Source organism: Streptomyces sp. cg35, assembly GCF_050410835.1.
Lineage (GTDB): Bacteria > Actinomycetota > Actinomycetes > Streptomycetales > Streptomycetaceae > Streptomyces.
Window position 1 is genome coordinate 8,924,187 of sequence record NZ_CP191268.1, and the last position, 16,080, is coordinate 8,940,266.

The 16,080-nt window shown below is 67.3% G+C and carries 7 protein-coding genes; 1 reads left to right on the plus strand and 6 read right to left on the minus strand.

Going from position 1 to position 16,080, the window contains the following annotated elements:
• Nucleotides 1-1,358: 1,358 nt before the first annotated feature.
• The 6 genes from ACQUQD_RS40990 to ACQUQD_RS41015 all read right to left on the minus strand — a co-directional run bounded on the left by ACQUQD_RS40990 (nt 1,359) and on the right by ACQUQD_RS41015 (nt 13,918).
• Nucleotides 1,359-2,465: a formylglycine-generating enzyme family protein gene (locus ACQUQD_RS40990; RefSeq protein WP_428957325.1), complete on the minus strand. Its 1,107-nt coding sequence runs from the start codon at nt 2,463-2,465 to the stop codon at nt 1,359-1,361.
• A 101-nt stretch (nt 2,466-2,566) separates the two neighbouring features.
• Complete coding sequence (locus ACQUQD_RS40995; protein WP_428957326.1) at nt 2,567-3,973, minus strand: sulfatase family protein; 1,407 nt, start codon at nt 3,971-3,973, stop codon at nt 2,567-2,569.
• Nucleotides 3,974-5,003: 1,030 nt separating this feature from the next.
• Entirely contained in the window at nt 5,004-7,925 is a 2,922-nt protein-coding gene (locus tag ACQUQD_RS41000) for an acyl-CoA dehydrogenase (protein ID WP_428957327.1), read from the minus strand.
• 2 nt (nt 7,926-7,927) lie between these two features.
• Nucleotides 7,928-11,536, minus strand: coding sequence for an SDR family NAD(P)-dependent oxidoreductase (locus ACQUQD_RS41005; protein ID WP_428957328.1), 3,609 nt, complete (start codon nt 11,534-11,536; stop codon nt 7,928-7,930).
• A complete protein-coding gene (locus ACQUQD_RS41010; protein WP_428957329.1) occupies nt 11,506-12,726 on the minus strand; it encodes an SDR family oxidoreductase in 1,221 nt (406 codons plus the stop codon). Before ACQUQD_RS41010 ends, ACQUQD_RS41005 begins: the two co-directional genes overlap by 31 nt.
• A gap of 37 nt (nt 12,727-12,763) precedes the next feature.
• Nucleotides 12,764-13,918: an acyltransferase domain-containing protein gene (locus ACQUQD_RS41015; RefSeq protein WP_428957330.1), complete on the minus strand. Its 1,155-nt coding sequence runs from the start codon at nt 13,916-13,918 to the stop codon at nt 12,764-12,766.
• A gap of 659 nt (nt 13,919-14,577) precedes the next feature.
• Here ACQUQD_RS41015 and ACQUQD_RS41020 point away from each other — a divergent pair.
• The gene (locus ACQUQD_RS41020) at nt 14,578-15,945 is read left to right on the plus strand and encodes a hypothetical protein (protein ID WP_428957331.1); all 1,368 of its coding nucleotides are present in this window, start codon (nt 14,578-14,580) and stop codon (nt 15,943-15,945) included.
• The last annotated feature ends 135 nt before the right edge of the window (nt 15,946-16,080 follow it).

A 16,080-nucleotide genomic window follows, 5' to 3' on the forward strand; every position in this document is an offset into this window, starting at 1 on the left:
ACCATCGGCGACAAGGGCGTGCCGGTGCAGCAGACTCGCGCCGAAGTGGAATCAAAGAACGCCGTTTCCATCAACCCCCGAGGCCTCGCCACCGAACTGCTGAACGAGCTGAAGAGCGCGCTCAGCGAGCTCACACCGAAAATCGTAGTCATGGCAGAGGACGCAGCGGAATTGGAACGGATCAGCAGTTATACGCGGAGGCTACGAGGTGAGTGCTCGAGTGGGACAGCCGGGCTCGTGACCGCCCTTTCAATCGAACGACACTGTCACCCTCTGCGACTGGCCCCCAGATCTGTGCCAGAACCGAGAACGGACAGCACATGTACACCACTTCGGACGGCACTCGGGCGGCGGCTGTTCGACTGTTGTCAGGGAAGCCCGGACCTGCGACGGTCATCACCGTGAAGCACCTCATGGAGAGACAGGCGAGCTCACCCCGACGCCAGCAGTCGATGTTGGTGCGACCGGACAGGCATCCATCTGCGGCTGGGCGGCAGCATTTCGCGATGTCTGTGACGGCTGTTCAGCACGGCACCTGCGATGAGTAGTAGTGGAGGCTGGTGGATTCTCGTGGAGGGCCCCGCAAAGCTTCTCGGGGACGATTCCCGTTCGCTCCTGCTCCAGGCCATCCCGTGCGACGGTGACTTGGACCAGACGGTCGCTCAGGCTGCTGTGGTGGCTCGCACCTACATTCCTTCCAGCTACGGAGACCTGAACGCTGAGGCATGCGGTCGGCGAGTGTTCCGAACCACAGACAGGAGCTGGATCGTGGAGTTCACCGTGAGGGAATGGCCTGACAGCTCCCGATTCCCCACCACCTGGACGGCTCTCATGCGGATCTCGATCGCCGATCTGGAGTACGAGCATGAGGCTCTGAGGCCTGAACGGCCCGTCAAGAAGGGCAGGTTCGGCCGCTCGTAAAGGGTTTGCCAGGGCGTCCCAGAGATCACGTTGGCACCCCAGTGTTCGCTTCAAGGACTAGCGCCACCGCCGTCCGAAGTGGTGCACATGTGCTGTCCGGTCTCGTGAACAGAGCCAGTGCGCCCGTGTTCGGCGGTGGCGCGACCCCGTGGATGGCGCACTCCAGCCCGCGTCGACCCCCGAGCCATCACAGCTCATTCTGAAACCACCAGTAAGTGTGTGCCGGCGCCGCGACGACTTCATCTGTGCTGTGCCGACGGCTTCGACGATCGTTGCTGCCACCGATCATGCTATTGATCAGGGCCGACTTTGGTGGCTGTCTTGATGAGGCAGTCGAAGCTGAACGTGAGGGCATCGTCCGTGGTGCTCTCATACGTGTGATCGACACCGCGGCCTACCTCGAAACACCACTCACGACCCGTGAGCGGCAAGCCGCTTCAGATCGTCCGGACTGGCCCTGTTGTCCCGGAGTGTCTCGGCTCCGCGGGCGGCACCGGACCGGCCTCGCCTGCCGGTCCATCCGCCCCACCCGCGATCGTGGACTCCGGGTGATGCGATAGGTGACCCTGCCTGGCGCGAGCTGGATCGGCTCGCACTGAGCTACGCGCCACCCGGAAGCCGATGTTGCCCGTCGAACTGTCCGGGGTGTTGGAGCTGCGCGCACCGACGCGGTAGCGGTTGCAGTACGACACGTGGCACAAATGGGAGCCTCCGCGCATGACGCGCGCCGTGCCGTCAGGCGGACCCTGTGGCGCGGTCCGGGGGCCCGTGCGGCGATAGTCCGCGCTGAACCAGTCGGCGCACCACTCCCACACGTTGCCCACCGTGTTGTAGAGGCCGAAACCGTTTGGCCGGTGGGAGCGGACCGGCGCTGTGCCGTTGCGGGCGCCCGGGGCCGCGTTCGGGAAGTCGCCTTGCCAGATGGTGAGCATGTCCCGTCCGTTCGGGGCCAGTTCGTCACCCCAGGGGTAGCGCTTGCGCGCCAGTCCACCCCTGGCGGCGTACTCCCACTCCGCCTCGGTGGGCAGCCGGGTGCCCGACCAAGCGCAGTACGCCATCGCGTCGTGCCAGGAGACGTGCACCACCGGGTGCTGCTGGATGTCCTGGAAACGCGAGCCGGACCCGCTGGGCGCGCGCCAGCTCGCCCCCTCGACGGCGCGCCACCACGGGGTGCCGGGCACCGCCGGGGACGAGGCCCGCAGGCCCGGAGTCAGGAAACCGGCAAAGACATACGAGAAGCCGAAGCTCTCTGCCTGCGTGACGTGACCGGTGGCCTTCACGAAGGATGCGAACTCGGCGTTGCTGACGGCCGTCGCGGCGATCGAGAATACGTCGATCTCCACGTCCCGTACTGGCCCCTCGCCGTCGGCCACTACGCCGTCGGCATCGTCGCACCCCATCGAAAACGCCCCGCCCGGGAGCGTGGTCAGACCTCGGCCGGCGCGCCGGGCCGCGGGATCGCTCGGCTCCGGCCGCGGTGGGGCGGGCCGCAGCTGCTGGATGCTGTGCGCCGGGGCGCAGCATGAACGAGGGGCGCTGGTCATGGAAGGGGCCTCTCGGGCAGGGCGACGGATTCAGGGGAGATGAGGGGGAGGCTGCGGCGTGTGCCGGTACGGGAGGGGCTTCCCGCACCGGCACACCCGGATCAGGCCGCCCGGTCCGCGGCCAACTGCGCGGCCAGCGCCGGGATGCCGAGCCGCCGCTCGTCCGCGGGCGTGGCCCCGTGCAGAAGGTTGGTGAGCTGGTAGGGGTCGTTCACCAGGTCGTAGTACTCCCGGAACTGCAGCTCACCGGTGCCGACCTCCTGCCCGGTGCTGTCCGTGTACAGGGCGTAGTACTCGATGTACTGCTCTGTGGCGCTCTTGTAGGAGGACCAGGTGTGCGAATTGTCGCCGGGGTTGCGGTGCCACCATTCGATCAGCAGGTGGTCGCGGCGCGCGGTGCCGAGGAGCGACTGCCCGTCGTGCAGCGGACTCGGGGCGATGCCGGCCGCGTCGAGGATGGTCGGAGCGATGTCGATGTTCGCGGCCAGCCGGTCGTCGACGGTGCCCGAGCCGAGGCCGCCGGCCGGCCACGACACGTAGAACGGCACCTCGACGGCCGGACGGTAGGGCACCGACTTGGCGCCCCAGCCATGGTCGCTCCAGCTGTAGCCGTTGTCGCCGAGGTAGAAGACCAGCGTGTTGTCGAGCTGCCCCAGGGCGGCCAGCTTGTCGTGCAGTGCCTTCACCGCGTCGTCCACGGACAGGAGGGTGCGCAGCTGGTTGCGGCGCACGGTACGGCCGTCGGCGAGAGTGCGGTTGGCGTTCTGGATGTACTCCGGCTTGTCGCTGCGGTCGTCCTCGGTGACCGAGGGACGACCGTTCCAGGCGGGCACGGGAGTGTTCGCGTACTTCGGCTCTGGCGTGTTCGGCCCGTGCGGGGCTTTCGGCGCGACGAAGGCGAACCAGGGGCGGTGGTCGGTGGTGGACTTGTCGAGGAACTTGAGGGCGCGGTCGCGGATGACGCTGGTGCTGTAACCATCAATGGTGCGCACCGTGCCGTTGTCGTTGTACGTACCGTCGTTGTAGGTGACCGGCGCGGAGAGCAGCCACTCTTCGAAGTACGGCGGGATGTCCTTGTTGCTCCAGGCGTTCAGGTACTTGCCGAACAACCCGGTCCGGTAGCCCGCCTGTTGGAGGTGCCGCTGGACGGTGGTGGACTGGTCGAGGTTGTGCGGGCTGCTGTTGTCGCGCACCCCGTGGTGGCGTGCGTGCTGACCACTGAAGATCGACGAGCGCGACGGAGCGCAGAGCGGGGTGGCCACATGGCCCTGCCTGAATTCGACACCGCCGTCCACCAGCCAGCTCAGCGTGTTCGGAGTCGCCCACTCGGTGTGCAGGGGCTGGTCGTCGGTGAGGATCACCAGGATGTTGGGGCGGTTCGCCGCCGCGTCCGGCGCCGCGGCGGCGGCGCGGGTGGCGAGGGAAGGAACGGCGGTGGCTGCGGCGACGGCGCTGGCGCCGGCGAGGAATCCGCGTCTGCCGAGGTCCGGCTGGTCGTTCCGGCTCATGGTGGAGGAAGCCCTTCTGAAGGTGCGCCCGGCTGGGCGTGCGCGAAGTACGACAGGGAGGGAGGAACGAGCGGTGCTCCCGGGGCGCGTCCACACCGGGGTCTGCCGGAGTGAACCTAGGAGCGTGCGGGGAAGCAGGGCAATGGAGGCGGGTGGGCTGACACAGCCAATTCATGTGCGCGCAGCAATTCGGCGGACACGGCGCGAGGACGCCAGGAAAGGGCGCAAGGCGGTGCCGGTGGTCGGGGCGGCGGGGACCTCGTCCGACGCGGCGACTGATGGGCAGCCCATCCGGAGCCAGCCAGGACTCCCACGTCCGCGATCTCCCGCCGCACCGCTATCTGCAGTACGCGTTCAACATCTGCCGTACTGGCTACCAGGGGCCGCCGAGGCGCGCGCCTGTACTCAATTGCTGCCGATACGCAGAGGTTTCTTCAGAGGTTGATCCCTGCCCAACCGATCGACGGGTGACCGCCAGTGGGACTGTGCCCCCCCCGGACACCGGCACGCCGGAGCGAGCACGCTCCCTCGGCGGGGCCTGGGCCACGACAAGGCCTGCCTCGCTCTTCACGCGGTCATCAGTTGTTCTGACGTGAGAGCGCGCTTCGCTCTCACCGTCCTGGAACGGCTGCCGCATTCAGGTAAGGCGCCGGAGTTGAGCCGCGGGCCCGGGATGGCCGACCTATTGTCGATTCACACCACAGAGGCCCGTTTCCTTACAGCCTCAGCATCTCGGGCTGTGGCTGGCAGCAGGACTGGCAGCATCGGGTGCAGTCTTTCAGCTCGCCGCGCCCCTTGGGGCCGTGCGCGTTCTCCGGGGCAGTCGTGGCGCATGCCGAGTGAGCTGCCGAGCTGAAGATGCTGGCGATGAGTTGGGCCACGGTTTCGGGGGGTTCGTTCATTGGGCTGGCCTCCTCGCGATGGGCTGTCTGCCTTCTGGCCGGGCTGAGGGCTCTCTCCCCAAGTGCCGCCCATGACAAGTCCCGGCTGCTTATGTCGTCCGGTTCCAGAGCGCTGCGAGCTGCCGCCTTCATTGGTGGCTTCCTCCGGCGAAGTTCCGGCCGGAAGATGCGCTCTCGCGGGAATCGGCCGCACTCGTGACCACTTGATCTGGGGTAACAGGCTCTCCGCGCAGTGCCGAGGCGGGAACCCAGGCCACGGCTTGGAGGTTCGGATCTGCCATGCGGATCAGTACGTCACCGTCCGCGGAGACCAGGTAGAAGGCGGGGTGCGGGTTGTCGGCCGGCTCTCGTATGAGGGTCAGTTTGTTGCCGCAGGACTGGAACAGGTCGATGTCGTTGAGTGACGTGTAGAGGTCGAGCTGTTCGTATCCGAGGGGAACGGCTACGCCTATGCGCGAGGTGTCGTCCGGGTCGGGATAGGGGACGCGCGTCAGGGCGTCGATGGTCAGACAGGGGATGGTGAAGCGGGTGAAGGCGCTGTCGCGTGCTGCATGACGCAGATCGAGTTCGGTGGCGCTGCCTGTGGGGCCGAGCCAACATCCCCGGGTGCTGTCGTAGGCGCCGCGCAACGTCATCGGTACGGCGGGCAGGAAGTACGGATCGGCTACGAGGGTGCCACGTGAGGAGAGGTCCAGGGGGCAGGGCGGGGGTGCGGGGCGGGTCGCCTCGGCTGCCAAGTGAACGGTGGCTTCGGCGTGCAGGCGGTCTCGGCGCAGTACGCGGCCGGAGGGATGCACGACGTCGGACAGGACGTGCACCGTGACCTGCCGGTCGTCCGGCTGCCCTGTCACTTCTCGGACTGTGGCTCGGAACCGGACAGGCCGATCTGGGTTCATGCGCAGGAAGGCGTGGAACCGGACCTTGCTGAAGCGGATCGGGACGAGGTCTGGAGCAATGCCCATGGCCGCTTCTGCGGCGATTTCGAGCATGTGCGAGCCGGGCAAGGTGGGTTTGCCCTTGACACAGTGGTCAAGGAGGTTGGCGTCACGCAGTGGGTCGAGTTCGCGGCCCCACCGGTCCTTTGGGGCATGGACATCGACGTAGAAGCTGCCGCGAGGAAGGGCCGGTGTCGAGGCGCGAGCGGTTGACTTCTGCGGGGGGTGATCGTCCTGCCCCTGGGGTTCCGGTTGCGAACTGCTCTCGCGTGACCCCGACGCTCCGCTTGCTGCCGTCGAGGCACCGTGCAGGGAGCTGTGCAGGTAGTCGTAGGCATGGAGGTAGTCGTCGGCGATCGGCGCGCGCAGGTGGTGGGGCGGCAAGTTGTATCCGTCCACCAAGGAGTCCAGGGAGGCCATCAGTTCGCCGCACAGATCGTCGATGAGCGGCGGGATGCCGCGCACTTCTTCCGCCGAGAGGATGTTCTCGGTGAGGTACCAGCCGGTGTCGCCAGAGATTTCCTGAAGAGCGAAAACTGCTCCCACCGACTGCAGCATGCGGCGAGTGCGCGGAGCGGCTTCTTGAAGTACGCACTGCAGTTCCTCTGCAGCCATGCGCAGGCCGTGCACGCGGGCGAGTGCCAGGAGATCGGTGGCGACGGCGTTCCACAGGCTGAAGCTGCCCGTGTCTTTCTCGAACTCGGTTGTGGCGTGCTGGGTCAGCTGCTGGTACAGCCGTGCCTCGTGGGTACGAAGGCACCAGATCCAGAACTCGGGTTCCGCCAGGCGGCTTTCGGGGCGCGGGCCGGCGAGGGGCGGTGCATACTGCGAGCCCAGCACCATCTGCTGTGCCGCTTTGAGGGCGATCACATCATTGTCGCCTTCGGAGGTGATGACGAGGTGGCCGAGTGCGATGTAGTCGGCGATGCGGTTGCGGCCGAACATCCCCTGGGCACCACAGCGTTCCCTGCAGGTCAGCACCACGTGTTCAGCAGCTTGGCTGGCGCTGACCTTCGTCACGGCGATCAGACGCTCCAGCGCCAGGTCGGCGCCGCCCGACGAGGAGTCCAGTTCTCTGCGGGCCCTGCTGACCAGAAACGACATGCCGTACGTTCGGGCCAGCGCCCCGATCACTGCGCGTTGGTGGTTCTGGTATTCGATGATCGGCACCGGCGCTTTCCCGGGTGCGAATGTAAGGCGTTGTTTGCTGTATCGCGCGGTGATGGCGACGGAGGCCCTGGCGCAGGCGAGATGGGCTCCGGTGAGGCCGAGCTTTCCCGGTATCACTCGCTTCATGGCCTCCAGGAACCGCTGGTGCGCCCCCACACTGCTTCGGAAGGTCCCGTCCTGTTCCAGGTGCGAGTGGCTGCCCAGCATGATGGCCTCGCGAGGCAACCGGAGGCCTTCGAAAATAGTGATCGCGTTGTCCAGATCAAGACCCGGCTTTTCTGGGAGCGGCACGATCCGGACGCCTGTGCAGGGGCCCTCGGCGTCACGTATGCGCGCTACGAAAGGGAACACCCCGTGATCGCGGTCGCCTACCTTCAGCCGTGCCATGACTATGGCGATCTTGGGAAGTGCGACAGCCGTGTTGGGCATGTACTTCTGTGCCTGCGGTGTGCGCGTGTGGAGCGTGAAGGTGTTGGTGGCAGGGTCGAACACGGCCTCTGTCTCCAGCGCCTTGACGTTGTTGCCGTAGCCGAGCTCGGTGGCCATGAACACGCCGATCGAGCCGAGTGTGTCGAGTTCGTCGATGTAGGGCTGCAGGCTGGGTTGGCCCCCGACATAGTCGAGCAGAGTTCCCAGGCAGAGGTTGTAGTGGATGGCGGCTACCGCGGCGAGTGTGGTGTCGACCACCGCTGTCGCGTCCAGAAGCGCGAAGAGGCTTCGGGGGTTCTTAGTGATGGCGACTGCAGACGGCAGCCGGCCGCTCAGCAGGCGAAGCCGGGCGTAGGCCAGCTCGGCTCGTTCGTTGCTCGTGAGGCCGTCTCGTGGCTCGAACAGGGGGTCCGAGAGAGCACCGGTGAGCTGACGGTGGATGGTGTCGCTTCGTTCGCCGTGAAACAGCCGCGTCAAATCCTCGACAGCCGTGCTTGTTTGATCGGTCTCGGCCATGGTCATGAAGCCTTCGCGTTGTCGCGTGCGCGGTCGGTTTCCTGATCTTGCATGGTGCGAGGCGCTGCGCATCGCTGGCTGCGCTCCGCTGACGGTCGCCAGCCTGTGCGGGAGGATTGCAGCTCGGCATCGCCAGCGAGGACCGCGATGGGGTCGTCGCCTGAGGTCCGCAACTCTGCCATGAGGAGGGCGGCCCCCTCCCTGTTGTCGATTCCGGTGAATATTCCGCGTCGTTCCTGGGCCTTCCGGTGGATCGGCGACGCTGCGATGCCGACGTCGGTCCAGAACGGCCAGGCAATGGTGGTCATGGACCAACCCCGCTGAGCGCGTATGTGCTCGGCCGACGTCAGCAGGTAGCCGTGCGCGCTGGCGTAGTCGATCTCCCCGGGGGCGCCACCCAGGCCGACGAAGGACCCGACATTCAGCCATCGCCGGGGGCGTGTGGAGGCCAATGCGTCGACGAGGTTGCGATGTCCTTGTACGACGACGTCACGGACACGGGTGAATTCTGAAAGCGCCTTGTTCGCCAGCCGGCCCGACCGGCTGATCCCGGCGCCCTGCAGGACCAGGTCGACGTGCCCGTGCCAGCTGATCAGGCGATTCACCGCGTCTGTCACTGCCGGGCGGTCCGTAATGTCGCAGGGAAGGTAGTGAAGTCGGTCCTCGCCGCAGAGCCGGCGGAAGGACTCCAGCGTCTCGTGGACCTCGCGGGCACGTAGGAGCGCGTCGTAGTGGGCAGTGATGGTTTTGACGGGAGCGCCGGGTTGCTCGGCCACTTGATCCGCTATGTACTGGCGCTTGCTCGGCAGGGGGCCGCTCAGCTCGGCCGCGGAGAAGTCGTCCGGCCTCGTGGATCCGATGATCCACAGATGCGGTCGCCAGCGTTCCGCGATGGCCTCGGTCAGGACCCGGGTGATGCCGCGAGCGCCTCCCACGGCGAGGACCACCGAGTCGTTGTCGAGGTCGAGACCTTCTGTTGTCTCCGAGGCGGTTGGCAGCCATCGCTCTGTCTGGCGGACGCCACCGATGTAGCGCACCGCGGGCAGGACGCGCGCAACAGACGTTTCGCGTTCGATGAGTGCGAGCGCCTCTGCCGGACGGTCGTGGTCGGTGGCGATGCATACGGTCAGGCACTCGGGGAGTTCGAGGGCCAGGCTCTTCACCATGGCGGTGAACAGGCCCTCGCACGCTGCCGAGGGAGCCCGGTCGTGCGCGTTGAACACCACGATGACGCATGATCCGTTGTCACGGAGGTCGTCGACGGAGGCGCGCACAGCTGCGAAGACCAGCTCATGTGCGGCCAGTACCTGATCGGTGGGAGCTGCGAGGTCGATGAGTACGCGCACGTGGCGTTTCTGCTGCCTGCTGCGCGTCAGACTCTCGAAGTCGGCTGCGGCGACGCTTGCCATGGACGGGGATGTCGGCCCGTCCGATTCCGGAGGAATCAGGGTGCACCGTCCGGAGCCGGTCGTCTCGAGGGCTCGCACATTCGTGATGACCGTGCAGGCGTCGGGCAGGGAGTCGACGGGGGCTGTGCTGACTTTGCTGCCCTGATCGGGCGTCCAGGCCAGCGCATGTCGCTTGATCCGGGGCGGCGCTGAAGGCACTGCAGCAGTGGTCTGTTCACCATGCTCCGCCTCGTCTGCATCGGCGGAGGCATGTCCGGGGGGCTTCACGAGGACGGCGGGCTGTCCGATGCCTTCCACCGGCGTGACGAGTTGCTGCCGCCCGCGAACCACGGCGCTGAGCACGTCGACCGCGGCATCGGCGCCCAGCCAGGAACGCTCGCGGGCCGGCTGGCACGGGGTGGCCGAGGGGGCCTGTGTCCCCTCGAGGTCGGGCCAGGCCAGCGTCGCCAGCACCGTGAGGTTGTTCTCCCGGGCGACGGACTGGCGAGTCAGCGCCAGCCCGAAAGCGCCCTCGGCGATGGCTGCCGGGGCTTCGCCGGAGCAGATGGCTTCGGCAAGCGCCGGCGTGGTGACGCCGTTGGCACTCAGAAGCAGCACCAGGTCCAAGTCTCCGGCGCGCAGGCAGCGGCGGGCGGCGGCCAACGCGGCCAGCGCCGAGTCACGACCGGCGTCGCAGCGCACGCTGAGCCCCTGCAGGTCGAGGTGGTTGGCGGCACGCCCGCCGGGGATATTCGCCATGCCTCCGGTGAGGGAGTCCTCGTTCGTGGGCGCGACCGACCGGCGGACGTTCCGGGCCAGCGGATCGATGATGTCCGCGTCGACGGCTGTCGCCAGCTGGTCCAGATAGCACCGCACCGTGTTCTCGACGTACGCACGCGTGGGGCCGGTGGACGCGTAGATGACGCCCGTTTTCCTGCGTAGGTCCGCCAGCGTCGAGCCGAGCTGGTGGGCGAGCCGGTCGACGCACCGAAGTGTCATCGGCTGGGTACGGTCCATGGTCTGCACCGCGCGTTTGGTCATCCGGAACGCCGCGCCGCTGAACTGGTACCGGTCGCCGTAGGACAGGGGCCACGGATAGGTTCCGGACCGCAGCCATTCGGCCGTGTCGGAGGGGCTCGGTTCGCCGGGCAGATCCGCGCTCCAGGCCACGACGACGGTCGGATCGTCGGCGATACTGCGCGGTTCAGGCGGCGGGGACTTGGGATGGGGCTCTCCCAGCACTGTGAACGCGTTGGCTCCGCCAATGCCGTAGGCGGCGACCGCTGCCCTGCGCGGGCGATCCGGGTTCGCCGGCCAGGGAATGTCGGTCTGGGGAATGGCGAGCGGCGCCGTCTCGCCAGGAGGTGTCGTCGCGGGGCGCTGAGCGGGGATGACGCCGCGCCTCAGGCCCATGAGGGCCTGCACGATGGAGATACCTCCGGAGGGCGGTCCGGTGTGCCCCACCAGGCCCTTGTTCGCCGACACCGCCCAACCGGCGTCCGGCGCGGCCTCGCGCAGCATCGCGATCTCGGACCGGTCGCCTGCCCGTGTCCCCGTGGCATGGGCCAGAACCCAGTCGATGTCCTCCGGCTTCGATGCACTCCTGGCCAGAGCGCGGTCCAGGGCCAGGCGCTGGCTGCGCGGATCGGAGGCGTTGATCGCTTTCCCTCGTCCGTCACAGGCACCCCCGAACCCCAGGACGAGACCGAACACGGTGTCGCCGTCGCGCTGAGCGCGCCGGTGACTCTTCAAGGCCAGGACCACCGAACCGTCACTGATCACGGTGCCGTCCGCGTCGGTGTCGAATGCCTTGAGCTGTCCGGAGCGGCTCAGACCGCGCATGGCGTCGAAGAGCACCATGTAGCGCGGCGAGGTCGCGAACGCCCCGCCGCACAAGGCGATATCGGCTTCCCCGTGCAGGATCGCGTCGGCGCCGGCGTCGATGGTGTACAGGGCAGAGGCGCAGGCGGCGTCGATCGCTTCGATCCTGGTATTCGCCGGCAACAAGCCCTGACTGGCGTCACGCGCGACGTGATGTGGCAGAGCGCCTCGAATGCCCTTCGCCCGGGGGAGTGCGCGGTCCAGTTGTTCGGCCAGCGTGCTGGTCGCTTTCCCGCCGAGGTGGTGGACCACCTGGTCGCGCACCAGGGATTCCTCCAGTTGACGGCCTGCCTCGGGTACGAGACCCAGGCTCAGGTAGGCACGGTCGTCCGCATTGACCACGCAGGTGGTGAGGGCTTGTCCGATCGCGTGCCGGACCCATGTGCGGATGTCCCAGTCGGGAGATTCCAGCCGGGGCTCTTTTCCGTCGGTGCGCGGCGAGACGGGCAGCGCGCTGCCGTGCAGCAGTCCCGAAGCCCGTGCTCCGGTCTTGTCTTCACCGTCGGCCCCTGTGAAGTTCGCCAGGTCAAGTCCTGGCGGGTTGTCGCAGTACTGCGGTTCGCCCTTCCCGAGCAGTCCCACAGACCCTCGGCGGAGCCGACACCGGGCGCCAACACGCCCATTCCGACGATGGCTACTTCCTCGTGCCGATCCGAAGCGGGCCTGTCGTTGGCGGACAGCGACGCAACCTGGTGTGTCGTCTCCGAAGTACCCGGCGAGGGTTCCGCCGTCCTCTCGGCCTCACGGGCCGTTTGCGATGCGGAGCGATTGTCGAGCGGATAGCTGGGCGGAGACAGGGAGTAGAAGCCAGTGCTCGCGCCTCCATCCATGGTCAGCGTCTGGCCGGTTATCCACCGGGCTGCGTCCGACACGAGGTAAGCGACCGCCTCAGCCTGATCCTCGGGGCTGGAGAGCCTGCCCAGTGGTGTCGCCTGCCGCGCAACCCGCAGCGTGTCTGCCGAGTCGGGGAAACGCTCTGTCCACGCCCCGTCGAACATGCCGCAGGACACGGCGTTGACCCGGATGTCGTGCGGAGCGTACTCCACGGCCAGATACCGTGTCAGAGCCTCGATCGCCGCTTTCACCGGGCCCACGCTGGCGTAGTACCCCACCACCATGCCGGCCCCGAGCGACGAGATGTTGACGATCGTGCCGCCGCTACGGTGCATCAGCGGAAGGGCGCCGCGCGAGCACAACCGGGCACCGTCGAAGCAGGTCTCGACCGTGCGCTTCCACTCCCGCTCGGTAATCTCGGTGAACGGTTTGAACACGCCGTAGACGGCGCTGTTCACCAGGATGTCGAGCCGGCCGTGCGTGTCCTCGATCTGTTTGAACATCCGATCGACATCGTCCGGGCGTGCGACGGACGCCCGGATGATCTCGGCCGAGAGACCGGCATCCTGGAACGCGGCCAGTGTCCTTGCTGCCGCCTTGTTGTCGTGGAAATAGTTCAGGACGACATGCGCACCCTGCTCCGCAAGCTTCCTGGCGATTGCGGCGCCCCCTGCTTGGTGCCGCCGGTCACCAAGCACACCTGTCCATCCAGATTCTGTGAGGCTCCAGACAGACTCATTCGGCGCCCGCTTCCGCGCGGTCCGACTTCCGCACAATGAAGTCGACCAGCGCTCCCAGAGTGGGGTATTCCGAGATGTTGACGCCCTTGCCCGCTTCGCCCAGCCGATACCGCGCGGCGATGCGGACGAACAGCTCTGTCTGCTGAATGGAGTCCACACCGAGCTCGGCTTCGAGGTCGGCATCCTCACTGACGACGTCCTCGGGATAGCCCAGTTCGCCGGCATAGAACTTCCGAAGCTCCGCCAGTATCGCCGCTCGTCCGCCGGCCGCCTGACCGTCGGCGCTCGCACCCGGCTCCGGCGTCGCCTTCGCAGGCCTCTCCTGGCTGTCCTCCCGCGGCTCCGGAACCCTGTCGGAAATCTGTGGGGGACTGGCCTCGACACGCGTCGCATCGGCTGCCACCACGCCGGTGATGACGTTGGGAATCGTGCGCTCTGCCAGGTGCGACAGCATCGCCTCGGGAGAACACTCGGTGAATTCGTCGTAGCCCGAGGCATACAGCTCCCGGATCGCGTCCATGAAACGAACCGGTCGGAACAGATGCGTGGACAGCAGCGACACATAGTCGTCGCCGTCCTGGTAGAAGCGGCTCTCGGTCGGCGAGTAGAGAAGCGCGCTGGGACGACCGACCGGGATCCCCTCGATCTTGGAAGCGAACTGTGCCGCGGCTTCGCGAAGCAACGGACTGTGGAACGGATAGGGGGCGTTCACGCGGGCGGAGTGGATGTCCAGCGCGGAGGCTGCATCTGCCAGCCGTTCCAGTGAGGCGAGCGGCCCGGAGACCACGGTCGACCGCGGGGCATTTACTGCGGCGACAGCGACCATCGGATCACCCAGCGTATCGATCATGGCCTGGGCGCGCCGCAGTCCCACGTCGAAAGCGCGCATCCCGCCGCTCTCGGCGGCATTCTCACGCAATGCCTGCGCGCGGCTGCACACCACGCGGACTCCCGTAGCGAGATCGAACACGCCCGCGGCGACCAGCGCTGCGATCTCACCGCCGCTGTGGCCGACGAGCACATCTCCCGGCTTCGGCGAGCCGAGAAGGCGGTCCGAAGCCACAGCCACCGCGAAGGCGGCGGCCAGGGACCAGTCAGGATCTGAGGATGCTTCCGAGGACAGGAACGTCTCCGAGCCGACTCGGCGCACCTGCGACCGATGTCGACCAGCAGTTCACGCACGTCGGGGTGCTCTGCCAACCCCGCCAGCGACTTGACTCCGCGACTTCCCTGTCCTGGATACAGGCGAACCGAACCTTCGGGCATGCTCATCCCCTTCTCGGTGTGCGATGCAAATTGCGGAAATTGATCGAGGTAGATGCCTCATGAATTCACGCAGCCCACAGCTCTACCTTCGATTCCTCATGACCTGGTTCTGCGAGCCATGTAGGAAGCGACTGTGGGCACTGGATCATCTCCCAACGTCTACACCTCACTTCACCGGCGAACGGCACTCACACCCTGCGGTGCATGCACGCGCTGAAAGCTTGCGCGCTCGTGAAACTCCGCCTGTCGCATGGCGAAGGGAACTGCCTTTACCCGGCGAACCAAACACCTCTCGAACTGCAAAACCGTGCACGCGCTGAGCGCTTGTGCGTGTGTGAAAGCGGGCGTGCCTCCGGGCAGTGTTGTTGGCGCGAAGAAGCTGGTCATTGGCAGAAAGAGTGTGTGCCATTGGCATTTTTACGGGGAACGAGGCAACAGGCAGCACCCACAGGTCCCTTCAGGTCACCGGGACGCGTCACACACGAGCGCGCACCAGCATGTGAGTCCGACCGTGGCTCGTGCTGTCGCAGAAGCGAGGGCGGGATGTCGGAGCGCCGGGGTAACGAGGCACTGGCAGCGCTGCTGGCCGAGGCACGCTGGAGCGCGGCCGAGCTGGCCCGGGCCGTCAACACCCTGGGCACGGCCCAAGGACTGCGCCTACGCTACGACCGTTCCTCCGTGGCGCACTGGCTGGCCGGCTCCCGGCCGCGACGGCCCGTACCCGACCTGGCAGCCGCCGCCCTGACCCGACGCACCGGACGACTGATCACCCCGCACTCCACCGGGCTGGCCCAGACCACGCACGCCCCTCCACTGGTGACCCACATCCCCGCCAGGAGAGAACACCTCGTGCAGCAGCTACTCGACCTGTGGCGTCAGGACGCCGACCCCCACCAGCGCGTTTTCCTCACCCGCACCTCCTACAGCCTTGCCGCCCTAGACCTTTCCCCGTGGGCTGCCGCCCCGCAGTCGGCGCAACTGAAGGCCACGGATGCCCCGGACGTTGCGGCCCGCCTGCAGACCCATCACGAGATGACCCACACGTTCGCCGGCCTCGCCGAACGGCACGGGAGCCGGACCATCCGCCCCCTGCTCGCCGCCTACCTGGCCGACAGTGCCGCCCCGACCCTCATGCAGCCCGCTCCCGGGGAGACCGGACAGCGAGACTTGTTCACCGCCACCGCTCAACTCACCCACCTGCTTGCCGGAATGGCCGACGACAGCGGTCACCACGGTCTGGCCCAGCGGTACTACCTGTCCGCACTCCATCTCACCCGCGCGGTGGACGACGCCCGTCAATACGCGATCACGCTGCGGGCGATGAGCGCGCACGCGCTGCGGCTGCGACTGCCGCAGCAGGCCCTGCACCTGGCCGAGACAGCCGTGGCCGTCCTGGGCTCCGGTGATGACGGAGCGGCTCAGGCGTTCCTGCTCACCCAGCGTGCCCACGCCAATGCCAGCACTGGCCGGGCCCAGGAAGCCCGCGCCGACCTGCACGCGGCAGAACGCCACCACGAACGCGCCTCCAGCACCCCCGGCCCCTTCGACGCCTACCCCCGGGCCGCACTCGACTATCAGCGCTACCAGACCCTGATCGCACTGCGGGACGACTCCCAGGCACTCACCGCGCTGGAAGTCTCCGCACACCACCGCCCCGTCGCCGAACGAAGAGCAACCGCCCTCACCCAGGCCCGCCTCGCCGAGACCCACCTCGCCCAGGGCCGTCTCGACGAAGCCCTTCCCCACGCACGCAGCTTTCTGAGTGCCTACCCCCACCTGCACTCCGCGCATGTCGACACCGCCCACCAGCACCTCGACTACGCCCTCGCCCAGTACCCAGGCCAGCCGCAGGCCATCGCCCTGCGCGAGCAAGTCCGCAACCTGATCCGTCTTGCCCCACCCTCCACATGACGCAGCCTCTCCGCTTGTGAAGAGCGCACTCAGCACGTCGACTCGTCTCCAGTCGCGTTGACAACCATGTGGGTGCGGCGCAGAGTCCGCAACGCCCGCATCGGCCGTCCTGCAGAGTTTGCGAGGTGAGTGTGG

What these genes read in the sequence shown, in the direction of transcription:
- ACQUQD_RS41000 (WP_428957327.1), bottom strand. Translation starts at nt 7,925, where the DNA reads ATGGCCGAGACCGATCAAACAAGCACGGCTGTCGAGGATTTGACGCGG.
- ACQUQD_RS40990 (WP_428957325.1), bottom strand. Translation starts at nt 2,465, where the DNA reads ATGACCAGCGCCCCTCGTTCATGCTGCGCCCCGGCGCACAGCATCCAG.
- ACQUQD_RS41020 (WP_428957331.1), top strand. Translation starts at nt 14,578, where the DNA reads ATGTCGGAGCGCCGGGGTAACGAGGCACTGGCAGCGCTGCTGGCCGAG.
- ACQUQD_RS40995 (WP_428957326.1), bottom strand. Translation starts at nt 3,973, where the DNA reads ATGAGCCGGAACGACCAGCCGGACCTCGGCAGACGCGGATTCCTCGCC.